The organism is Luteitalea sp., assembly GCF_022842525.1.
Taxonomy (GTDB): Bacteria; Acidobacteriota; Vicinamibacteria; order Vicinamibacterales; family Vicinamibacteraceae; genus Luteitalea.
The window spans coordinates 1-21,800 of record NZ_JALHPM010000118.1; the positions used below are offsets into that span (position 1 = coordinate 1).

18 protein-coding genes and 1 pseudogene are annotated in these 21,800 nt (G+C 69.3%); 15 read left to right on the top strand and 4 right to left on the bottom strand.

Annotated features, from left to right (window positions below):
* The 3 genes and pseudogenes from Q0C41_RS20405 to Q0C41_RS20415 form a co-directional block, all read left to right on the top strand.
* Positions 1-281, top strand: a pseudogene (locus Q0C41_RS20405) (hypothetical protein); the annotation flags it as partial.
* Between the two features lie 115 nt (positions 282-396).
* Positions 397-2,274, top strand: coding sequence for a copper resistance system multicopper oxidase (locus Q0C41_RS20410; RefSeq protein WP_291986879.1), 1,878 nt, complete (start codon positions 397-399; stop codon positions 2,272-2,274).
* Positions 2,271-3,179, top strand: a complete 909-nt coding sequence (locus Q0C41_RS20415) for a copper resistance protein B (RefSeq protein WP_291986880.1) — start codon at positions 2,271-2,273, stop codon at positions 3,177-3,179. Before Q0C41_RS20410 ends, Q0C41_RS20415 begins: the two co-directional genes overlap by 4 nt.
* 28 nt (positions 3,180-3,207) lie before the next feature.
* On the opposite strand, the gene Q0C41_RS20420 is transcribed toward Q0C41_RS20415, so the two are convergent.
* Positions 3,208-4,086 carry an SCO family protein gene (locus tag Q0C41_RS20420; protein WP_291986882.1) on the bottom strand — a complete coding sequence of 293 codons (879 nt, stop codon included), beginning with the start codon at positions 4,084-4,086 and terminating at the stop codon, positions 3,208-3,210.
* Between the two features lie 97 nt (positions 4,087-4,183).
* Between Q0C41_RS20420 and Q0C41_RS20425 the strand changes: the two genes are divergently transcribed.
* The 7 genes from Q0C41_RS20425 to Q0C41_RS20455 are packed head-to-tail and all read left to right on the top strand — an operon-like array spanning position 4,184 to position 11,398.
* Positions 4,184-4,705, top strand: coding sequence for a plastocyanin/azurin family copper-binding protein (locus Q0C41_RS20425; protein ID WP_291986884.1), 522 nt, complete (start codon positions 4,184-4,186; stop codon positions 4,703-4,705).
* Between the two features lie 30 nt (positions 4,706-4,735).
* Positions 4,736-6,607 carry a Sec-dependent nitrous-oxide reductase gene (gene nosZ / locus Q0C41_RS20430; protein ID WP_291986886.1) on the top strand — a complete coding sequence of 624 codons (1,872 nt, stop codon included), beginning with the start codon at positions 4,736-4,738 and terminating at the stop codon, positions 6,605-6,607.
* The gene (locus tag Q0C41_RS20435; RefSeq protein ID WP_291986888.1) at positions 6,604-7,233 is read left to right on the top strand and encodes a hypothetical protein; all 630 of its coding nucleotides are present in this window, start codon (positions 6,604-6,606) and stop codon (positions 7,231-7,233) included. Before nosZ ends, Q0C41_RS20435 begins: the two co-directional genes overlap by 4 nt.
* Positions 7,230-8,621, top strand: a complete 1,392-nt coding sequence (locus Q0C41_RS20440; RefSeq protein WP_291986889.1) for a NosD domain-containing protein — start codon at positions 7,230-7,232, stop codon at positions 8,619-8,621. The genes Q0C41_RS20435 and Q0C41_RS20440 overlap by 4 nt, the downstream gene beginning before the upstream one ends.
* The gene (locus Q0C41_RS20445) at positions 8,618-9,316 is read left to right on the top strand and encodes an ABC transporter ATP-binding protein (RefSeq protein WP_291986891.1); all 699 of its coding nucleotides are present in this window, start codon (positions 8,618-8,620) and stop codon (positions 9,314-9,316) included. The genes Q0C41_RS20440 and Q0C41_RS20445 overlap by 4 nt, the downstream gene beginning before the upstream one ends.
* 14 nt (positions 9,317-9,330) lie before the next feature.
* Positions 9,331-10,122, top strand: a complete 792-nt coding sequence (locus Q0C41_RS20450; protein WP_291986894.1) for a hypothetical protein — start codon at positions 9,331-9,333, stop codon at positions 10,120-10,122.
* 1 nt (position 10,123) lies between these two features.
* Positions 10,124-11,398, top strand: coding sequence for a hypothetical protein (locus Q0C41_RS20455; protein ID WP_291986896.1), 1,275 nt, complete (start codon positions 10,124-10,126; stop codon positions 11,396-11,398).
* Here Q0C41_RS20455 and Q0C41_RS20460 read toward each other — a convergent pair.
* On the bottom strand, positions 11,395-12,087 hold the full coding sequence (locus Q0C41_RS20460; protein WP_291986898.1) for a Crp/Fnr family transcriptional regulator: 693 nt from the start codon (positions 12,085-12,087) through the stop codon (positions 11,395-11,397). The two genes, Q0C41_RS20455 and Q0C41_RS20460, sit on opposite strands and share 4 nt — an antisense overlap.
* A 77-nt stretch (positions 12,088-12,164) precedes the next feature.
* Here Q0C41_RS20460 and ric point away from each other — a divergent pair, with 77 nt between their 5' ends.
* Positions 12,165-12,887, top strand: a complete 723-nt coding sequence (ric, locus tag Q0C41_RS20465) for an iron-sulfur cluster repair di-iron protein (protein WP_291986901.1) — start codon at positions 12,165-12,167, stop codon at positions 12,885-12,887.
* 75 nt (positions 12,888-12,962) lie between these two features.
* Here the strand turns inward: ric and Q0C41_RS20470 are convergent, their stop codons facing one another.
* A complete protein-coding gene (locus Q0C41_RS20470) occupies positions 12,963-13,769 on the bottom strand; it encodes an RraA family protein (protein ID WP_291986904.1) in 807 nt (268 codons plus the stop codon).
* A 178-nt stretch (positions 13,770-13,947) separates the two neighbouring features.
* On the opposite strand from Q0C41_RS20470, the gene Q0C41_RS20475 reads away from it, so the two are divergent.
* From Q0C41_RS20475 to Q0C41_RS20485, 3 genes are read left to right on the top strand one after another with little or no spacing between them, the layout of a single operon-like run.
* Positions 13,948-15,222 carry an amidohydrolase/deacetylase family metallohydrolase gene (locus tag Q0C41_RS20475; protein WP_367079253.1) on the top strand — a complete coding sequence of 425 codons (1,275 nt, stop codon included), beginning with the start codon at positions 13,948-13,950 and terminating at the stop codon, positions 15,220-15,222.
* A complete protein-coding gene (locus Q0C41_RS20480; protein WP_291986908.1) occupies positions 15,219-16,400 on the top strand; it encodes a RidA family protein in 1,182 nt (393 codons plus the stop codon). Before Q0C41_RS20475 ends, Q0C41_RS20480 begins: the two co-directional genes overlap by 4 nt.
* A gap of 32 nt (positions 16,401-16,432) precedes the next feature.
* Positions 16,433-17,641 (top strand): aminotransferase class V-fold PLP-dependent enzyme, encoded by a 1,209-nt coding sequence (locus tag Q0C41_RS20485; RefSeq protein WP_291986910.1) that lies wholly within the window; start codon positions 16,433-16,435, stop codon positions 17,639-17,641.
* A 198-nt stretch (positions 17,642-17,839) separates the two neighbouring features.
* Here Q0C41_RS20485 and Q0C41_RS20490 read toward each other — a convergent pair whose 3' ends face one another.
* On the bottom strand, positions 17,840-18,334 hold the full coding sequence (locus Q0C41_RS20490; RefSeq protein ID WP_291986912.1) for a RidA family protein: 495 nt from the start codon (positions 18,332-18,334) through the stop codon (positions 17,840-17,842).
* 339 nt (positions 18,335-18,673) lie between these two features.
* Here Q0C41_RS20490 and Q0C41_RS20495 point away from each other — a divergent pair, with 339 nt between their 5' ends.
* Positions 18,674-21,721 (top strand): TonB-dependent receptor, encoded by a 3,048-nt coding sequence (locus tag Q0C41_RS20495; RefSeq protein ID WP_291986914.1) that lies wholly within the window; start codon positions 18,674-18,676, stop codon positions 21,719-21,721.
* The last annotated feature ends 79 nt before the right edge of the window (positions 21,722-21,800 follow it).

Sequence of the window (21,800 nt, forward strand, 5' to 3'; positions counted from 1 at the left end):
AGACCCGCGCGGACGTGGCCCAGACCGGCCCCGGGCCCTCGACGTCATCGTCGACGGCGGGGCCCTCCTCGCCGCGCTCGCACGCCTGCGATCACCCGGCGGTCGTCACGGCGCCGCGCAGTGAGGGCAGTCTTCGCGTGCCGCAGCCGACGGCGGCCGCCGTCCTGGCGCCAGCGTTGGTGGTGCTGCACACGCGGCACGCGTGGCTCGTCAGCGCGCCACGTCAGGCGCGCGCGCCAGCGTCGCCACCGCTCGCGTTCTCGCTCGTCCTCCGCATCTGATCGTCGTCTGACGCTCGTCGCTTACGCGTTCGCATCCCTCGTGTTGGTGTGGGCGCCGGTGGAGTCGCGTGCTGCGCGCGCTCCACGCACACGGGTTTCTTCTCGGATGACTGTCATGCACTCGTACGATCACACGCACTCCTCGTCACGTCCGTCACGCCGCACGTTCGTGCGCGGCCTCGCCGCGGGCGGGGTCGTGGCCGCCAGTGGGGCATTCGCCACGCCAGGCGTCGCCTGGGGCCGCCGACCGCTGACCCAGACCACACAGCCGCAGGCGGTGTTGCGCGGCCGCGAGTTCGATCTCGAGATCGGGCACGCGCGCGTCAACTTCACCGGGGCCGAGCGCACCGCGATCACGGTCAACGGGTCGCTGCCGGCACCGCTCCTGGAATGGCGTGAAGGCGACACGGTCACCATGCGCGTGCGCAACACCCTCGAGGACACCGCCTCGATCCACTGGCATGGCCTGATCCTGCCGGCCAACATGGACGGGGTACCCGGCCTGAGTTTCGACGGCATCGCGGCGGGCGGCAGCTACACGTACCGATTCCCGCTGAAACAGGCGGGCACGTACTGGTACCACAGCCACTCGGGCTTCCAGGAGCAGCAGGGCCTCTACGGTCCGATCGTCATCCATCCGCGCGAGCCCGATCCCGTCGCGTTCGACCGCGAGCACGTGCTGCTGCTGTCCGATTGGACCGACGAGGATCCGGCCCGCATCTACCGCAAGCTCAAGAAGGAGTCGCACTACTACAACTGGCGTCAGCGCACCGTCGTCGACCTCGTGCGGGATTTGCGCCAGAAGGGCTGGTCCGAGACGATGGCGGATCGGCTGGCGTGGGGACAGATGCGGATGAGCGCGGCGGACCTCGCCGACGTCACCGGCTACACCTACACGTACCTGCTGAACGGGACGGCGCCGGCGGGGAACTGGACAGGACTGTTCACGCCGGGCGAACGCGTGCGCCTGCGGGTCATCAACGGATCGGCGATGACCTACTTCGACGTGCGCATTCCGGGGCTGAAGATGACGGTGGTGGCCGCTGATGGCCTGCCGGTCCGTCCCGTTGCCGTCGACGAGTTCCGCATCGCCGTCGCCGAGACCTACGACGTCATCGTCGAGCCCGTCGGGCAGGAGGCCTGGACCATCGTCGCCCAGGCGATGGACCGCACGGGCATGGCTTGTGGGACGCTCGCCGTTCGCCCCGGCCTGCGCGCGCCGATTCCCGACCTCGACCCGCGGCCGGTGCTGTCGATGGCCGACATGGGCCACGGGGGACATGGCGACCATGGCGAACGTGGAACGATGAACGATGCCGTGGGTAGGGCCGGCTCTCCGAGCCGGCCGTCACCGCCTGACCCGCACGCCGGCCATGCCATGCCCGCGGCCACCGACCCGCATGCCGGTCACGTGATGCCCACCGCACCAGCGGCGCATGGCGGACACGCCATGGCGATGCAGACGCATCCCGAGAGCGAGCGCGGCAACCCGCTGGTCGACATGCAGACGATGATGCCGACGTCGAGACTCGACGATCCCGGTATCGGTCTGCGCGACAACGGCCGCCGCGTGCTGACCTACGGCGACCTGCGCAGCACGTTCCCCGATCCCGACGGCCGCGAGCCGACCCGGACGATCGAGCTCCATCTCACCGGCCACATGGAGCGCTTCGTGTGGTCGTTCAACGGCGAGAAGTTCTCGGACGCCGAGCCGCTGCGCCTCACCTACGGCGAGCGCATCCGCATCGTCCTCGTCAACGACACGATGATGACGCACCCCATCCACCTGCACGGCATGTGGAGCGACGTCGAGGACGACGAGGGCCGCTTCATGGTGCGCAAGCACACCGTGGACATGCCGCCCGGCAGTCGACGGAGCTACCGCGTCACGGCCGATGCCCTCGGCCGCTGGGCCTATCACTGCCACATGCTGTTCCACATGGAGACCGGCATGATGCGCGAGGTGCACGTGGTGGAAGGGGCGCAGTCGTGACCCGCTACCCGTTCGCCCTCGCGTGGGTGCTGGTCATCGCGGGTGCGAGCGGCGCCTTCGCCCAGACCCCGCCGGCCCCGGCACCGGACCCGCACGCCGGGCATGTGATGCCTGCGCCGCAGTCACCGGCCCCGGCGCCCGACCCTCATGCCGGTCACGTGATGCCAGCCCCGTCGCCGCCGAAGCGTGACGGTGTCCTGCCGGACTTCATCCCGCCGGTGACCGACGAGATGCGCGCGGCGGCGTTCCCCGACGTGCACGGCCACGCCGCGCACGACCGGCACATCAACGGGTTCGTGCTGTTCGACCAGCTCGAGTGGCGTGCCGGCAACGGCCCCGGGGAGGTGTCGTTCAGCAACACCGGCTGGGTGGGGGGTGACATCAATCGGCTCTGGTTCCGCGCCGAGGGGGATGGCGCTGACGGCGGCATGGAGGAGGCCAGCGCGCACGTGCTGTACGGGCGCGCGATTGCCCGCTGGTGGGACGTGGTGGGCGGCGTGCGTCAGGACATCCAGCCCGGCGCACAGACCTGGCTCGCCGTCGGCGTGCAGGGGCTGGCGCCTGGCTTCTTCGAAGTGCAAGCCACCGCCTACCTGTCCGACGCGGGACAGACCGCCGCGCAGGTCGAGGTCGAGTACGACCTGCTGCTCTCCAATCGGCTCGTCCTGCAACCGGTGGTCGAGCTGAACCTGTACGGCAAGGGCAACGCCGCGCTCGGCGTGGGACGCGGGCTGAGTACTGGCGAGGCCGGGGTGCGCCTGCGCTACCACGTCCGACGCGAGTTGGCGCCCTATGTCGGCGTGACGTGGGTGCGTGCCTTCGGCGACACCGCTGCGCTCGCCGATGGCGGGGACGTGCCCAACGGCGCGCCGCGACTGGTGACGGGCGTGCGCGTGTGGTTCTAGGCGGAGCCGCGCATCCGCCGCGTGCGCCTCACTCCGTCGCACGGAGCGCCGTGCGCAGCGCCGCCACGACCTCGTCGGCCGACCAGCCGTTCCCACGCCACAGGGCCTCGATCCGGCCGTCAGGGCCGACCACGGCGGTGGCGAGCGTGTGGTCGAGGAGGACCCCGTTGCGCTCGACGTGGACCGCGAAAGCCTTCGTCAGGCTCGTGATCTGCGCCGGCGGGCCCGTGACGAACTGCCAGCGCGTCGGATCGGCCCGCATCGCCTCCGCGTAGGCGCGCAGCACCGGCGGCGTGTCGAACGCCGGATCCAGCGTCACCGCCAGCAGACGGGCGTCGGCCAGCGCCGGATCGGCGGCGAGCTCACGCTGGATCTGCTGGAAGCGCTTGACCATCAGCGGACAGAACTCGGGCACCGGGCAGCGCGTGAAGACGAAGGTCAGCGCCGTCGCCCGCCCACGCAGGTCAGCCGCGGTGAACGGCCGGCCTGCCTCGGTCACCAGCGACACCTCCGGCAGCGCGTCACCCGTCCGCAGGCGTGACGAGGAGGGCGCGGCGCCACGCAGGGCCTGCGCGACCGCCGCGTCGTGGCCGACGACCTCGAACCGGGTCGCGGCCGAGGCGGCCTCGCTCACGCGCAGGACGAATCGCACGCGGTCGCCAGGGGCCAGCGCCGGCAGGGCCTCACCGGCAGCGATGGCAAAGGGCATGGTCATCGCCGGCATGTAGCCCGGGATCGCGTCGTGCGACACCATCACGCGGCCCTCCGCCGGTGCGGCCGTCAGCACGCCGGTGACCGGGAACTCCCGTGTGTTCGGGTCCATGGCGGCGGATGGTCGCGTGCGCACCACCGCGACCGTCAGCAGCAGCACCCCCATCAGCCCCAGCAGCAGTCGTCGGGTCGTCATGCCCCGAGTCTGCGCCGAGGTGTACGGGCCGGTCCTTGCGCTGGCGCAAAGACGTGCCGGGCAGACAAGACCATGCTGCGGGGCAGGAAGGATTCCCATGACCCGCACTCTTGCCCTCGTTCCCCTGCTCCTCACCGTGATCGGCGTGGCCTGCACATCGCCCGCGTCGACCGACCCCGCTCCCTCTACCACGGCCGCGCCAGCACCGGCGCCGACGGCGCCCGTCGTGCACGACGGCCGGGCCATCGAGATCACCGGCAACGACACGATGAAGTTCAGTGTCACCGAGATCACGGCGTCGCCCGGCGAAAAGCTCAGCGTGACGCTGGTGAACATCGGCACCACGCCCAAGTTCTCGATGGGCCACAACTGGGTGCTGGTGGCCGCCGGCGTCGACATCCAGCCGTTCCTGGTGGCGTCGGCCGAGGCCGTCACGACCGACTACGTGCCCACCGCCACGAAGCAGGACCAGATCCTTGCGGCGACCAGGCTGCTCGGGCCGAAGGAACGCGACACGGTCACCTTCACCGCGCCCACCACGCCAGGCCGCTACGAGTTCCTCTGCTCGTTCCCCGGGCACTACCAGGTCGGCATGCGCGGCGTGCTGATCGTCCAGTAATCGCACCCCTTCGCTCACAAGGACACGTCCATGACCACACGCCTCACGCTCTTCGTCTGCGGCAGTCTCACCGCCGCGCTGCTGGCCACCGCGGGCTGCAACCCGCCGGGCGCCACGACTCCCGCCAAGGGCGACACGGCGTCCGCGGCCGCGAAGACCTACGTCGCCCCCGGTGAGAAGGACGAGTACTACCTCTTCTACTCGGGCGGCCACTCGGGCCAGGTGTATGTCGCCGGCCTGCCGTCGATGCGGCACATCTCGACGATCCCGGTCTTCGCCCCGTACCCGGCCACCGGCTACGGCTTCGACGAGGAGTCGCGGGCGATGCTCGGCCGGTTCACCTGGGGGGACGTCCACCACCCCGGCCTGTCGCAGACCGAGGGCAAGTACGACGGGCGCTGGCTCTTCGTCAACGACAACGCCAACAACCGCATCGCCCGCGTCGACCTGCGCGACTTCAAGACGCGCCAGATTCTCGGCCCCATTCCCAACTCGAGCGGCAACCACGGCTCGTCGTTCGTCACCGAGAACAGCGAGTACGTCCTGGTGGCCACGCGCTTCTCCGTGCCGCTGCCCAAGGGGCGCTACGCCGACCTCTCGACCTACAAGACCGAGTTCAACGGGATGGTCAGCGGCATCAAGGTCAACCCGACGTCGGGCGAGATGACCGTGGGCTGGCAGATCCTGACGCCGCCCTTCAACTGGGACCTGGGCTCGACGGGCAAGGGGCCGAGCTCGGGCTGGGCGTTCTGGACCTCGTACAACTCCGAGATGGAGCACGAGACCCTGGAGGCCACCTCGACGCAGGGCGAGCGCGACTACGCCGCCATCGTCAACTGGCGCGCCGCGGAACAGGCCGTCAAGGACGGCAAGGCCACGATGATGGACGGCGTGCCGGTCATCGATCCGGCGAAGGTGCCGGGCGTGCTGTACTTCCTGCCCGTGCCCAAGTCGCCGCACGGCATCGACACCGACCCGTCCGGCCGCTGGATCGCCGCGTCCGGCAAGCTGCAACCAGTGACCAGCGTCTTCGACTTCGAGAAGATCAAGAAGGCCATCGCCGACAAGACCTTCGACGGGGAGGTGCGCGGCGTGCCGGTCATCAAGCACGCGGCCGTCATCGAGGGCGAGGTGCCGGTGGGCCTGGGGCCGCTCCACACGCAGTACGACGGCAAGGGCAATGCCTACACGTCGCTGTACGTCGAGTCCGCCGTCGCCCGGTGGAGCCTGCCGCCCTGGAACGACGCGCAGAAGAAGGACCTCAACACCGTCATCTCGGACAAGATCCCGGTGCACTTCAACATCGGCCATCTCGTCATCGGCGGCAGCGACACCAAGGCGCCCTACGGCCAGTACCTGGTGGCCATGAACAAGCTGTCGAAGGGGCGCCATCTCTCGGTCGGCCCGTCACAGCCCGAAAGCAGTCAGCTCATCGACATCAGCGGCAGCAAGATGACCATGCTGTACGAGGCCTACACCGAGCCGGAGCCGCACTTCGCCCAGATCCTCAAGGCGGACGCCATCGCGCCGATCGAGGTCTATCCGAAGGCCGAGAACACCAATCCCCAGGCCGTCTGGGAGGCGTCCCAGGCAGGCGTCACGCGCTCGGGCAACAAGGTCAGCGTCAAGATGGTGGCCATCCGCAGCCGCTTCGTGCCCGACAAGATCGAGGTCAACGTCGGCGACGAGATCACCATCCACGTGACCAACGTCGAGCAGACCACCGACATGATTCACGGCCTCGGCATCGTCGAGCACGACATGAACGTCGTCGTCGATCCGGGCGAAACCAAGACGGTGAAGTTCACGGCGACCAGGGCGGGCGTCTTCCCGTTCTACTGCACGAACTTCTGCTCGGCCCTCCATCAGGAGATGCAGGGCTACCTGGCCGTCAAGCCATGAACGCCCGGCTCTCGGCCATGCACCGCATCCTGGACCGCCCGGTGAGTCTGGCCGGGCGGGGCCTGCTGCTCCTCGGCATCCTGCTGCTCGTGCTGGGGGCGACGCTGCCGCTGTGGCGCATCAGCCTCGTCGCGCCGCAGTACGCGGAGGGGCTGACGCTGGACATGTATGCCTACCAGATCGTGGCAGGCAACGGCGGGCAGGATCTGGCCGAGATCAACACGCTCAACCACTACATCGGCATGAAGCCGATCGCGCAGGCCGACTTCCTCGAGATGAAGGTCATCCCGTTCGCGATCGGCGTGTTCGCCCTGCTCGGGCTCAGGGCGGTGATGGTGGGCCGGATCATGAACATCGTCGATCTCGGAGTGCTCTTCCTGTACTTCGGGACGTTCTCGCTCGGCAGCTTCGCCTGGCGGCTCTACAGCTACGGTCACCACCTCGACCCGCGCGCGCCGATGACGATCGAGCCGTTCATGCCCGTCGTGATCGGATCACAGCAGATCGCCAACTTCGTGCAGACGAGCGTGCCACTGGCCGGGACGTTGTGCATGGGCGCCTTCCTGCTGTGCGTCCTGCTGGCGGGCTGGCAGTCGGTGCGCGAGGCTCGACGAGACCTGCGATGACGACACGCCACCGGGTCGTCGTCGGTGTGTTGGTGATCGCGGGGGCGGTCGCCGCCGTGCGAGCGGCGACGGTCGAGCACTCAACCCCGGCTTCGCCAGCCGAGCAGCCGGGACCGAGCGCCAGCGCCGACTCCCGACTCCCGACTCCCGACTCCCGCAGACGGACCGCCTGGTTGCAGACGCAGTTGGTGACGGCGCCAGCGGGCACGCTCATCACGGTGCCCGCCGGCGTGTACCACGGGCCGTTCCTCGTCGCGCGGTCGCTGCACCTGCGCGGGGAGCCCGGGGCGCACCTGGTCGGCGACGGGCGCACGCACACGGTTGCGGTGCAGGCTGCCGACGTCACGCTCGAAGGATTCGAGGTGAGCGGCTCTGGGCTCGACCTTGGCAAGGACCACGCCGCCATCCACGTCACGGGGCCGCGCGCCGTCATCGCCGGCAACCGCATCCACGATGCGCTCCACGGCGTCTACGTGCGCCAGGCCGATGGCGCCCGCATCGAGGGCAACACCATCGTCGGCACCGAGACGACGCTCGAGCCCGTCGACCCGATGGCGGCGGCCGGCACGCCGTCGGAGGGGGAGCTGTGCGAGGTCAGCCTGAACCAGAACCAGCGCGGCAACGGGGTGCACATCTGGAACTCGTCGCACCATGTCGTGGCGCGCAACGTCATCCGCCACACGCGTGACGGCGTGTACTTCTCCTTCGTCGACCGGACCGAGGTCCGCGACAACGACATCGAGGGCGTGCGCTACGGCCTGCACTACATGTACTCGGACGACAACCGCTTCGAGGGCAACGTCTTTCGCGACAACGCCGCCGGCGCGGCCATCATGAACTCGAAGCACCTCGTGCTGAGACGCAACCAGTTCCTGGCCAACCGGAGTCATCGGGCCTACGGCATCCTCCTGCAGACGGTGGATGACACCACGCTGGAGGAGAACCGCATCGTCGGCAACACGATCGGGCTGTTCTTCGAGAGCGGTCACGGCAATCGCGTCGTCGGCAACACCATCGCCAACAACCACATCGGCATCCACGCCTCGGACAGCTCGGACGGCAACCAGTTCACCGGGAACAACTTCGTCGGCAACCTCCATACCGTCGAGACGACCGGTGGCAACCTGACCAGCGTGTGGTCGGTGGACGGCCGCGGCAATCACTGGAGCGGGGCCGTCACGGTCGACCTCGACCGCGACGGCGTGGCCGACCTGCCGCATCGCGAACTCGACCTGTTCGGACAGATTCGCCGCGACCTCCCCGTCATCGGCCTGCTGGCTGGAAGTCCGGGCGAGCGGCTGCTGCGCTTCGTCCACGCGCGCATCGCCCTGCCAGGCTTGCCAGGCGTCACGGATCCGGCGCCGCTCGTGCACCCCACACGCCCATGATCACCATCGACGGACTCACCAAATCGTACGCACGCCAACGGGTGCTCGACGGGCTCGACCTCGAAGCCCACGCCGGCCAGGTCACGCTGCTGGTCGGCGCCAACGGTACCGGCAAGACGACGACGCTGCGGGTCCTCTGCGGGTTGTCGGCGCCGGACGCCGGACGGATTGCCATCGAGCAGGCGGACCTCGTCACCGCGCGGCACGCAGCGTTGTCTCGATTGTCGTTCCTGCCGCAGTCGCCCAGGTTCCACGCCCGGCTGACGGCGGGAGAGATCCTCGAGTTCTATGCACGGCTCCGGGGGCTTCCCGCGACTCGCGTCGCCGAACTCGAGGAGCGATGGGACCTCGGCGGCGTACGCGCGCAGGCCACCGGGCAGCTGTCGGGCGGCACGCGGCAGCGGCTGGCTCTTGCGGTGCTGATGCTGCCGCACGCGCCGGTCCTGGTGCTGGACGAACCCGGCCTGAGCCTCGACCCGGACTGGCGCCGCTTCCTGCACGCCGAACTGCACTCCGCAGCGCGTCGAGGCGCCACGGTGCTGGTCGCCACCCATCTGCTGGGCGAGTGGGAAGGGCACGCCGATCGCTGCCTGGTGCTCGAGGCCGGGCGTGTGGCGCGGGAACTGCCGCCCTCACGCCTGCGCGAGGCGTTTCCCTTCTCGCTGCCGCAGCCCGTGCGCACCCACGCGGTCTGACCGAGGTCACTGCCATGACTGCCCACCTGTCCACCATCCGCGCGACCTTCTGGCGCGAGGTCGCGGAACACCGGCTCAACCGCTTCCTGCACGTGCATCTGGCGCTGGCCACCGTCATCAGCGTGCTGCCGCTGTTCACCCCCGATGCGACCGAGCGCTCCGCGCCTGCATGGGTGCTGCAGGGCGTGCTCTACTGCCTGTCGCTGTCCTCGCTGCTGCTTGGTCTCAGTGCGGCGCACGGCGACGCCGACGAGTTCCCGCTGCTCTTCACACAGCCGATGGCCCGCGGGGCCTGGCTCTCGGGCAAGGTGATGGCGTTGGCTGCGCTGCTGTGTCCCGCGTCGTTGCTGCTCGTGGCGCCCACTGCGCTCACCGGGGGGGTGTCAGGGACGCTGGTGTACGTCGCCGCGGCGGCGGGCGGTGTCTGTCTCGCTATCGCGCTCGTCGGCCTGGCCATCGGGTTCTGGGTGCGCGACCACGTGCGTGGGCTGCTGCTGGCGCTGGGGGTGTGGTTCGGCCTGCTGTTCGGCACCGACCTGGTGCTGCTGGCGCTGTCGGGGGCCCCTTGGGTCCAGCAGTACCCGACCGCATGGGTGCTGCCCCTGATGCTCAATCCGCTCGATGCGCTGCGCGTGACGGTGCTGTTCGGGCTCGAGCGCACGGCGCCCGCGGGCATCGGCACCGGGAGCCTCGTCGGCTGGTGGCTCGAGCACGGTGGCCTCTGGCTCACCCTGATGCTCACCGCGTGGATGGCTGCGGGGTTCGGTCTCGGCCTGGTCGGGGCGACACGCCGCGTGGACGGCTGACGTGTCGATCAGCCCGGGACGCGCCGCGCTGCTGCCAGACGCCACGCTGCCGCTCGTGTACTTCGCGGGCGCCCACGTTGCGCTGGCGCTGGCCGCGGGCCTGCTGCTCGTCGACCCGGACCTGCCCGGCGCGTTCCACTACCACCCGCGGATGATCGCGGTCGTCCACCTCGTGACCCTCGGCTGGATCTCGGCGTCGATCCTCGGCGCCTTCTACATCGTGGCGCCGCTGGCCTTCGGCATGCCGTTCGCCGCGCGTCGTGCCGATGCACTCGCCTGCGTGTCGTTCTGGAGTGGCACGGTGGGCATGGTCCTCGGGTTCTGGTGGGCAGCGTACGCGGTGGTGGGCGTCGCCTCGCTTGCCGTCCTGGCGGCCGTCGCGATCGTCGCCGTGCGGGCGATCCGCGGCCTGCGAGCGGCCCGGATGCCGTTCGGCGTCTCGTTGCACATTGCGCTGGCGTTCGCCAACGTGCTGCTGGCTGGCAGCGCCGGGCTCCTCATGGCTCTCGGCAGGGGATGGGGCGTCGCGACATGGTCGCCGCTCGCCGCGGCCGCCGCCCACGCCCACCTTGCCGTGCTCGGCTGGGGCGTGATGATGGTGGTCGGCGTCTCGTATCGGCTCGTACCCATGTTCCTGCCGGCCGCGATGCCCACGGGCCGCGCGCTGGCATGGAGTGCGGTGCTGCTGGAGATCGGTACGCTCGGCATCGCCTGGGCACTGTTGACCGCGCAGACGGTCGCGCCCTGGGCGCTGGTCGTCGTCGCCGCCTTTGTCGCCTTCCTGCGCCAGGTCCGAGGCATTCTCGGCGATCGGCGCCCTCGCCCGAAAGACCTGCACGGACGCGACTGGTCCACGTGGCAGACGCACGCGGCCATGCTGTACCTGGTGATCGCCGTGGCCCTCGGACTGTGGATCGTCCTCGCGGCGTCGTCGCCGGCGCTGGTGTGGGCGTACGGCGTGACCGGGATCCTCGGCTTCGTGGCGCAGATGGTGGTGGGCATCCAGGGACGGCTGTTGCCGATGCATGCGTGGTATCGCGAGCTGGCACGCCTGGAGGGGACGCCACCGGCGCGCTCGGCGCATCGACTCGCCGATGGTCGCGCCACGCTGACCATCTTCCTGACGTGGGCGGTGGCCGTGCCGCTGCTCACCGGCGGCCTGATCGGTCAGTCGCCCGCGACGATTGCCACCGCGGCGGGGTTGTTGCTGGCGTCGTCGGTCGTCCAGGCCTGGCACATGGCGCGCATCGCGCGCGGGGCAAGGTCGCCGGCCTAGTCTTCGTCCGACCCGGCGATCTCCTCGAGGCGGGGCAGTGATCGCAGCAGGACGAGGCGCTGGCGCGTCTGGAGCAGGCCCATCGTCTCCCACTTCGTCAGCGTGCGGCTCACGGTGTAGAGCGTCGTGCCCGTCAGGTCGGCGAACTCCTGGCGGGTGAGGGGTTGCGAGATCAGGACGCCCTCGGGGTGACGTTCGCCGCATTGGCGCGCCAGCCGCAGCAGCGTCTGCGCGAGGCGCGGTCCCACTCGTGCCGTGGTCAGCTCGCGCACGCGCGTCAGCGCGTCGGTCATGTGTGCCGCCATCTCCCGCATGATGTTGACGCTCACCTGCGGGGTCGCGGCCAGCAGGGTCGCCAGTGACTCTCGGGTCCAGGCCCGCATCACCGACGGTTGCGTCGCCGTCGCCGTGACGGGATAGGGCGCGTTGCCGAGCGCGACGACGCCGCCGAACGGTTCCCCGGCGCCAACGAAGCGGACGATGAGTTCGGTGCCCTCGACGGTCAACTGCAGCACCTTCAGGAAGCCCGTCTCGACGAGGTAGAAGTGGCGCGCCGGCTCGCCCTGCCGTGCCAGCGTCTCGCCCCGCTTCAGCGTCACGCGCGTCGCGCGTCCCAGCCACTGCTCGCGTTCGGCATCCGTGAGGCCATCGAAGATGCGGGACCTCTGCAGTGGCGGGGGCACGGGCATGCGCGGCATTGTACGCAGGTGCGGTGGCCTTGCGCTGGCGCAACGACGCGCGGGGCGTCCCTCGCTACGCTCGGGTCATGAACATCACCTCTGATGCCACCGTCGCCGACATCGCCACCCAGGCGCCTGCCACCATTCGCATCTTCCAGCGGCACCAGATCGACTTCTGCTGTGGTGGCCGCATCCCGCTGGCCCGTGCCTGCGCCGACCTCGGCCTGGATGCCGACGCGGTCGTGACCGAACTGGTGGCCGCCATCACACCTGCCGACATCGGGCCGACATGGGCCGATGCCACGCTGACGGCGCTGATCAGCCACATCCAGCGTCGCTATCACGAGCCCTTGCGCGAGGAACTGCCCAGGCTCGAGGCCATGGTCGAGAAGGTGATCAGTCGTCACGGCGATCACCTGCCCGACGTGCTCCTGCCCCTTGGGCGCACGTTCGCCGGCCTGCAGGGGGAACTGCTCGACCACATGCTGCGCGAGGACCAGGTGCTGTTCCCGTTCATCATCGCGCTCGAGGCTGGCCGTCCGGTGCCGGTGCCCGAGCCGGCCGCCTGGATCGATGCACCCATCGCGGTGATGGAGGCCGACCACGAAGCGGCCGGCGCCGCTCTGGCGACGATGCGGCAGCTGACCAATGGCTACGCGCCTCCCGAGTGGGCGTGTCCGACATTCCGCGGCCTCTACTACGGCCTGGCGCAGCTCGAGACCGACATGCACATGCACGTCCATCTCGAGAACCACATCCTCTTCCCGCGCGCCGCGCACCTGGCGCGTACGTCGAACGCGTCGAGCTGAAGCTCGACGCCTACGGGTGGCGACTGTAGCCGTCGACCTTCAGGTCGACGGTCAGCGAACGTCCCGGCGGATCGCTCAATAGCGCCCGTAGATCTCCAGCGCCTTCAGCATCGACTTCTCGCGCTGGATGATCGGCACCATCTTCGACTCGCGCGCATCGTAGTCCTTCAGCAGGGCGACCACCTGATCGGCGGCGGCGCCCTGCGGCACCACCACGACGCCGTCCGCGTCGCCGACGATGTAGTCGCCCGGGGTGACCATCACGTCGGCACAGCGGACGGGCGTCTGCTTCGCCACGCTGACCATGCGACCCACCGAGGTGGCCGGGCTCACGCGCCGTGAGAACACCTGGTGGCCGATGGCCCGCAACTCCGTCACGTCGCGGACCGCGCCGTCGATGACCGTCCCCTCGAGCCCCCGCGCCTTCGCGGTCGTCGCCATCAGGTTCCCCATGGCGGCGATCTCCAGGCCGTCCTGCATCACGTACACCAGCACACTGCCCGCCGGGGCCTCGTCGAGCACCTGCAACAGGTAGTTCGGGTACTCACGGGTGTCGCTCTTGAGCACCGGGCGCATCACCGCCGTCCAGGCGCGGCCGACGATCTTGCCGGCGCTGATCGGTTTCATGTCCGACGACATCCAGCCCCGGGACCCGGTGGCGGCTTCCACCGCGTCGGCGATGTTGCCGGTGCTGTTCTCGGGCTTGCGCAGCGCCGCGATGACGGCCTCCGGCGAGAGGGAGGGCGCGGCCGGCACGGCGGCGGGGGCCTGGGCGGCCTGGCGGGCCGGTGGCGCCTCGGGCGACGTGGGAGCGGTGAGGACGGGGGCGGCAACGGCGGCGAGCGCCGCAAGGACGACGAGGGCAATCGGACGACTGGACATGAACGGGCCTCCTGGCGCCATGTGCTATAACACGCGGCCATCGGTCTGACCACGGCCCGCGTGCGGTGCCGCACCTGGGATGTCGTGGCGCGGGCCCTGCTGCAAGCAGGCGCCGGCGTGCCCTCGACCGTCAGGAGCGTCCCCGTTGTCCAGTCGTCTGCGCACCCTGTTGTTCGGATTGCTCGCGGCCGTCGTCGCGAGCGCGGCCAGCCCGGCCGCGGCCCAGCCCTACAGCCTCGTGATCAAGGGGGGGCACGTCATCGACCCGAAGCACGGGCGCGACGGCGTGATGGACGTGGCCATCGCCGACGGCAAGATTGCCGAGGTCGCCGCCTCGATCGATGCCGCGAAAGCGCGCAAGGTGGTCGACGCCAGTGGGCTCTACGTGGTGCCGGGCCTGATCGACCTCCATGCGCACGTCTTCCACGGCACCGAACCGGACGCGTACCTGAGCAACGGCCTCGTCGCCGTGCCGCCGGACAGCCACTCGTTCCGCAGCGGCCAGACGACGCTCGTGGACGTGGGGGGCGCCGGGTGGCGCAGCTTCCCGCAGTTCAAGGCCCAGATCATCGACACGTCGAAGACCCGCGTCCTGTCGTTCCTCAACATCGTCGGCGCCGGCATGCGCGGGGGACCAGCCGAACAGAACCTCGCCGACATGGACGCCAGGCTGACCGCGATGCGCATTCGCCAGCACCCCGGCGTCATCGTCGGCATCAAGGTGGCGCACTACAACGGACCCGAGTGGGATCCCGTCACGCGCGCGGTGGAGGCCGGCACCGAGGCCAAGGTGCCCGTGATGATCGATTTCGGCGGCAACACGCCGCCGCTGTCGCTCGATGCCCTCCTGAACACGCACCTCCGCCCGGGCGACCTGCTGACGCACATGTATGCGCACGTCAACGGGCGCCTGCCGATCGTCAACACGCAGGGACAGGTGGAGCCGTATGTGCTGGCGGCGCGCAAGCGCGGCGTGCTGTTCGACGTCGGCCACGGCGGCGGCAGCTTCCTGTGGCGGCAGGCCGTGCCGGCCACGAAGCAGGGCTTCTTCCCCGACGTCATCAGCACCGACCTGCACACGGGCAGCATGAACGCCGGCATGAAGGACATCCTGAACACGATGTCCAAGATGCTGGTGCTCGGCATGCCGCTCACCGATGTCATTCGCGCCAACACGGCGAAGGCAGCGTCGGTCATCCAGCGCGACGACCTCGGGCACCTCGGGGTGGGCACCGAGGCCGATGTCGCCGTGCTCGCCCTGCGCAAGGGCGACTTCGGCTTCATCGACTCGGCCGGTGGCCGGATGATGGGCACGCAGAAGCTCGAATGCGAGCTGACGCTGCGGGCCGGCCAGGTCGTATGGGACCTGAACGGGCGGGCGGCCACGGACTGGCAGTCGATGCCGGTGACGCCGCAGGGCGCGGCGCGTCCAGCCCGACGGACGCAGCCGTGAGCCGGCGCGTCTGGGGGAGTGGTCTCGCGCTCACGTTGCTGTGCGCCACCCTGGCGGGGGCCCAGCCGGCCGCGTCGACGCGACGGGTGATTCGTCCCGCTGGCGGGCCGGCGGACCGACCGTACGCGCCTGGCGTGATGGTCGGCAAGACGCTGTACATCTCGGGCCAGCTGGGGCTGCCCGGCACGGGCGCGACGCCGGCGGACCTCACCGCGCAGACGAAGCAGGCGATGGACGGCATCGGCGCGGTGCTGACCGCGGCGGGGCTCGGCTATCAGCACCTCGTCAAGTGCCACGTGTATCTCGCGAACATGGACGACTATGCCGCCATGAACGCGGCGTATGGGGCCCACTTCACCGAGCGGGTGCCGGCCCGGACCACCGTGCAGGCGGCGGGCCTGCCGGCCGGCGCCGGTGTCGAGATCGGCTGTATCGGCTACGCCGATCTGGCGGCGATTTCGGTGGTGCGTCCGCCCGCTGGGGCGTTGCCGGCGCCGCTCGGGCCGTATTCGCCGGCCGTCTGGGCTGGTGACACGCTGTACGTCTCGGGCATGGGCGGCCAGGATCCTGCGACCAAAGCCGTGGGCGAGGCCGTCGAGGCGCAGGTGCGGCAGACGGTGGCCAACATCACCACGACGCTGAAGGCGGCGGGGTTGCAGGCGACCGACGTCGTGCACGCGCAGGCGTACGCCACGCGGGTCACCGAGGCGGACGCGCTGTCGGCGGCGCTCGCGGCGTCCTTTGGCGCGGCGGACGTGCCGCCCGTCGGCCTCGTGGCGGTGCCACGGCTGCCAGGGCCGATTCGCGCCGAGATCACGTTCGTCGCCGTGCGGCCGGCACAGGCGCGCGCGCCGATCGGCTCCGGGGGCCGATTGCACGGCCTCGCGGCGGGGACGACGCTTTATGTGAGTGCGGAGAGCGCGCCGGAGGCCGGCGCCGGCATCGAGGCTCAGGCGCGCGCCGTGTTCGCGACCCTGCGGGGCACGCTGCAGGACGGGGGACTCACGCTGCGCGACACCGTGTCGGTGGTCGTGTATCTCTCGGACCTGGCCGACATGGCGGCGATGAACACGGTATTCCGCGAGACGTTTCCCACGGACCCGCCGGCTCGTGTCACGATCCAGGTGCAGCCGCAGGGCCAGGAACGCATTCGTGTCGGCCTGATCGCCGCACGCTGATACAGTTGCCCCTCCCATCCTGAGGAGATCCGATGTTGACCCGACGTACCTTCTTCGAGCGCCTGTCCTCGCTGCCAGTGGTTGGCGGCCTTCTCGGTGGCACCGCGGCCACGGCGGCGTCTGCCGGTGCGGCCACTCCGGTCCGCCGCGACTTCTTCAAGGAACTGGGGGTGCGGCCGTTCATCAACGCCGCGGGCACCTACACCGACATGACGGCCTCGCTGATGCCGCCTGAGGTCATGGATGCCATCAACTACGCGTCGAAGCACTACGTCCCGCTCAACGAGCTGCACGACCGGGTGGGGGAGCGCATCGCGTCGCTCGTGAAGGCAGAGGCGGCGATGGTGTCGTCCGGGGCGGCGTCGGCCATGACGCTCGGCACCGCGGGCGTGCTGACGGCCGGCGATCCGAAGAAGATCGTCGACCTGCCGAACCTGATCGGCATGAAGACCGAAGTCATCATGCAGACGTCGCACCGCTTCGGCTACGACCACGCCATCCGCAACTGCGGCGTGAAGATCGTCGAAGTCGAGACCGCGGCGCAGCTCGAGGCCGCCATCGGCCCGCAGACGGCGATGATGCTGTTCTACAACAACAACAACTCGGTCGGGCAGATTCGCGACACCGAGTTCGTGGCCCTCGGCAAGAAGCACGGCGTGGTCACGATGAACGACTGCGCGGCCGACGTCCCCCCGGTGGAGAACCTCTGGAAGTACACCGCGATGGGCTTCGACCTCGTGGTGTTCTCCGGCGGCAAGGGCATTCGCGGTCCGCAGAGCGCCGGACTGCTGCTCGGGCGCAAGGACCTCATCGCCGCCGCCCGCGCCAACGCGGCGCCCAACGGCAATGCCATCGGCCGGGGCATGAAGGTCAACAAGGAAGAGATGCTGGGGATGCTGGCGGCGGTCGAGCGTTTCGTGAAGCTCGATCATGCGGCGATGGAGCGCGAGTACGAACGCCGCGCTGACATCGTCCTCAAGAGCCTGGCGGGCATCCCGGGCGTCAAGGCCAGCATCACCGTGCCTGAAGTCGCCAACCACGTCCCGCACGTCGCCATCACCCTGGACACGGCGGTGACCGGCATCACCGGCCCCGAGATCTCGAAGCGCCTCCGCGAAGGCACACCGTCGATCGGCGTGCGCCCGGGCGAGGAGCTGATGATCGGGGTCTGGATGATGGAACCAGGCGACGAGAAGATTGTCGCCCGCCGCCTCAGGGAAGTCCTCACCGCGAAAGCGTAGGCGGGCGACCCCGGCAAGGACGGAGGCACGAGGACGGAGGACCGAGGAACGAGGACGGAGGACCGAGGAACGAGGACGGAGGTAGGTCGGAGGTCAGAGGTTCGAGGTGCGACACTTCACCCTTCTTCGAACTTTCGTCCTCTCGCCCCTCCGTCCTACCTTTTTCCTCCGTCCTCGGTCCTCCGTCCTCTCCCTGGTTTATAGCGCCGCGATGCAGTCGATCTCGACCAGCGACTTGCCGGGCACACCGCCGTAGCAGGCGATGGTGGTGCGGACGGGCGGATTCGGGCCGAAGCGGCCGCGGAAGACCTCGTTCATGCCGTTGTAGTCCTCGAGGTCGTGCAGGTACACGTTCACCTTCAGCACCTTCTCCATCGACGACCCCGCCTTGGTGAGCTCGGCCTCGAGCTGGTCGAGCACGGACTTGGTGTGCACCTTGATGTCGCCGGCCTCGTGGTAGCCCTTGCCGGCGATGAACACCAGGCCGCCGTGCACCTTGGCCGACGAGAAGAGCGGCACCTGCTTCTGGGCCGCCGGGGCCTGGCTCTCGTCGGGGATGGTCACGATGCCCGTCGCGTCGGTCGTGGCGGCGTGGGCCTTGCCGCCGAAGACGCCGAGGGCGCTGGCGCCGATGGTGGCAAAGAGCGTGCGGAAGGCGGAACGGCGCGAGGGGGCGGTCTGCGTTGCTGACACGGGGCGTCTCCTGGAAGCGGGCACACGTTGCGAGCGGTGCCGATCACGGTCCGGCACGCCCGGAGAATAGCCGCCACCCGTCCCGACGGCAAGCGACCTGGCTCGACCGCATGGACAACGCGCAGGATTTCGATTACGGTGTGCGCCTCAGTGAATCGAAACGCGCTCCTGATGTCAGGGCGCCGTTTCACAAGGCGGGCAGGTCGCTTGTGCTGCCCGCGTCCATGACGTGAGGAGGATGCCCGCGTGTTGCGAGTCCTGTCTACTGCAGTCCTTGCCCTTCTGTTGTCCGCACCCGCATTCGCCCAGCTCGCGTCACAAACCGGACTCGTGGGGACCGTGACCGACTCGGGCGGCGGTGTGCTGCCTGGCGCCACCGTCACGGCCGTCAACCTCGGCACCCAGGCGACCCTCACCGGCATCACCAACGAGGCGGGGGTCTACCAGTTCAACGCCGTGCCGCTGGGCCGCTACGAAATCACCGTCACCCTGCAGGGCTTCCAGACCTTCAAGGCGACCAACATCAACGTCGGCGGCAACCAGGTGGTGCGGCAGGACGCGGTCCTCAGCGTCGGCGACCTCTCCGAGACCGTGACGGTCGAGGCGTCGAACACGACCATCCAGACGGACCGGGCCGCCGTGTCGCAGACCGTCGAGGCGCGCGCCGTCACCGACCTGCCGGCCAGCGGGCGCAACGTCTGGCAGATGGCGGCGACGACGCCGGGCGTCCTGCGGGGCAATACCACCGACATCGGCCTGTCGTTCCGCGGCGCCGGTCAGCGCGAGATTCAGAACAGCCTGACGATGGACGGCATCAACGCCACGTCCAACCTGCTCGCGATGACGAGCATGCGCCCGATGGCCGACGCGGTGCAGGAGGTCGCGGTGCAGACCGGCAGCACCTCGGCCGAGTACGGCTCGTACCTCGGCGTGCACGTCAACGTCGTCACCAAGGCCGGCACCAACGCCTTCCACGGCGCGCTGTTCGAGTACTTCCAGGACGACTCGCTCGAGAGCCGCGGCTACTTCGACAACCCGAACCTGCCCGAGCCGCCGAAGCGGAGCAACCAGTTCGGGGCGCAGTTCGACGGGCCGGTCATCATCCCCGGGCTCTACAACGGCACCAACCGCACCTTCTTCATGGGCGCCTACGAGGGCCTGCGATCCGAGCGCACGACCAGTCCAATCGGCTCGATGCCGACCGAGCGCATGCGGCGCGGGGACTTCGGCGAGATTGCCACCCAGATCGTGCACCCGATCACCAAGGTGCCGTACGCCGGCAACCAGATCCCGCTGTCCGACCTGTCGCCGCAGGCGCTGCGCCTGCTGCAGTACTTCCCCGTGCCGAACCTGCCGGGGACGGCCAACAACTTCCAGGGCCCGGTGCTCAACGAGAGCAACAACGACCAGATCCTGGCCCGTGTCGACCAGAACATCGGCGCGGCCTCGCGGGTGTACGTCCGCTACAACTGGGTCGACGCCTTCGATGGCTTCGGGGCCCTCAACCCGACCGGCGGCCTCTACCAGCCGCGCCTGAACAAGAACACGCTGGTGTCGTACCAGCAGACCCTCTCGCCGTCGCTGCTCAACGACTTCCGCATCGGCTATCACCGCATCGACTTCGACTCGCTGAACAACTTCGCGCTCGACGGCAACGGGTCGGCCGGCGCCGACCTCGGCATCCCCGGCTTCGACGGTGACGTCCGCTACGACAACCCGGGCATCCCGACCATCAGCCTCACGGCGTTCAACGGGCTCGGCAACGGCGGCACCAACTGGTATCAGTTCGACACCACGTTCCAGATGTCCAACGTGCTGTCGTGGACCAAGGGCAAGCACAACATCCGGACCGGCTTCGACCTGCGCAAGATGGCCACGGGTCGGCGTGCGGCCAACAGCCCGCGCGGCGCCTTCGCGTTCAACGGCCAGATGACGGGCTACTCGGTGGCCGACTTCATGGTCGGTGTGCCCAACTCGGTGGGCACGCCGGTGGACCAGGTGCAGGGGCACGTCGGCCAGTGGCGCAACGGCTTCTTCATCAACGACGTGTGGCAGGCGACGCGGAACATGACCCTCAGCCTCGGCCTCCGCTACGAGCGCAACACGCCGGTGCAGACGTACGAAGGCCTCGCGTCGATGCTCGACGCCACGCAGACCCAGATCATCCCGACGTCGTTCCCCGCCGTCGGCTTCGAGTTCCACGAGCCGAATACGCAGGACTGGGGGCCGCGTCTCGGCGCGACCTATCGTCTCGGCGACAAGACGGTCCTGCGCGCCGGCTGGGGCATCTACTACAACCCCAACCAGATGAACTCGTTCACGTTCCTGACCAACAACCCGCCGATCGCGGCCGAGTTCACCTTCAACAACAACCCGGTCAGTCCGACGCTGTCGTTCGCGCAGCCCTTCGGCGTCGTCGGTCCCGGTGGGCCGCCGAACATGATCACGCCGAACCGCAACCTGCCCAACGCCCGCAAGAACCAGTGGAGCGTGGACCTGCAGCGTGAGATCTTCGGTAGCTCGGTGGTGGAGATCCAGTACCTCGCGTCGCGGACGAAGAACCTCGATCGCAGCTTCTTCAACAACACGCCGCTGCCGGGGCCGGGCAACATCGACGCTCGTCGTCCGAACCAGGCGTTCCGGCAGATTCGCACCATCCAGAACGACCTCATCGCCAACTACGATGCGGTCAGCCTGATTGCGCGGCGCCGCATGACCAACGGGTTCCTGCTCAACGCCCACTACACGTGGTCGAAGACGCGCGACATGGCGACGCACTCCAACGGCGGTGGCGCCATCGTCAACAACTACGACATCTGGAGCGACTACGGTCCGGCCAACTGGGACGTGCCGCACCGGCTGGTGGTGAGCTACGTGTGGGACATGCCGTTCTTCCGTGACTCGAGCAACCTGCTCCTGCGCGGCGTGCTCGGTGGCTGGCAGGTGGCCGGCATCTCGACGATCCAGAGCGGCACCCCGCTCAACGTCACGATTCAGCCAGATCGCGCCAACATCGGCATCGGCGCCCAGCGCCCGATGCTCGTCAACCCGGGCGTCGAGCTGAACTGCCAGGCCAACCCGAACGGGCTCGGCCTGGTGGGCTGCATCGACCCGGCCGCCTTCGCCCTGCCGGACCTCTACACGTTCGGCAACACGCCGCGCAACTACCTGCGCGGCCGCAAGTTCAGCACCACCGACATCTCGCTGATGAAGAACATCTCGACCGGTGGCCGGTCGCGCATCCAGCTGCGCGCCGAGATCTTCAACCTGTTCAACCAGGTCAACTGGGGCGCACCGACCACGACGTTCGGCGCCGCCAACTTCGGGGTCATCGCCTCGGCCGACACGATGCGTCGCGCCGAGCTCGGCGTGAAGTTCCTGTTCTAGGTTCGGCCGGACTGGTTAGGCCGGGTAGGGCCGGCTCTCCGAGCCGGCCGTCACCATCGCCGTTCTGACGATGACGGCC

Coding starts and splice junctions, on each gene's coding strand:
- Q0C41_RS20470 (WP_291986904.1), bottom strand. CDS start 13,769: ATGTCCAGTCGTCCGATTGCCCTCGTCGTCCTTGCGGCGCTCGCCGCC.
- Q0C41_RS20425 (WP_291986884.1), top strand. CDS start 4,184: ATGACCCGCACTCTTGCCCTCGTTCCCCTGCTCCTCACCGTGATCGGC.
- Q0C41_RS20460 (WP_291986898.1), bottom strand. CDS start 12,087: ATGCCCGTGCCCCCGCCACTGCAGAGGTCCCGCATCTTCGATGGCCTC.
- Q0C41_RS20450 (WP_291986894.1), top strand. CDS start 9,331: ATGACTGCCCACCTGTCCACCATCCGCGCGACCTTCTGGCGCGAGGTC.
- Q0C41_RS20445 (WP_291986891.1), top strand. CDS start 8,618: ATGATCACCATCGACGGACTCACCAAATCGTACGCACGCCAACGGGTG.
- nosZ (WP_291986886.1), top strand. CDS start 4,736: ATGACCACACGCCTCACGCTCTTCGTCTGCGGCAGTCTCACCGCCGCG.
- ric (WP_291986901.1), top strand. CDS start 12,165: ATGAACATCACCTCTGATGCCACCGTCGCCGACATCGCCACCCAGGCG.
- Q0C41_RS20485 (WP_291986910.1), top strand. CDS start 16,433: ATGTTGACCCGACGTACCTTCTTCGAGCGCCTGTCCTCGCTGCCAGTG.
- Q0C41_RS20440 (WP_291986889.1), top strand. CDS start 7,230: ATGACGACACGCCACCGGGTCGTCGTCGGTGTGTTGGTGATCGCGGGG.
- Q0C41_RS20410 (WP_291986879.1), top strand. CDS start 397: ATGCACTCGTACGATCACACGCACTCCTCGTCACGTCCGTCACGCCGC.
- Q0C41_RS20435 (WP_291986888.1), top strand. CDS start 6,604: ATGAACGCCCGGCTCTCGGCCATGCACCGCATCCTGGACCGCCCGGTG.
- Q0C41_RS20420 (WP_291986882.1), bottom strand. CDS start 4,086: ATGACGACCCGACGACTGCTGCTGGGGCTGATGGGGGTGCTGCTGCTG.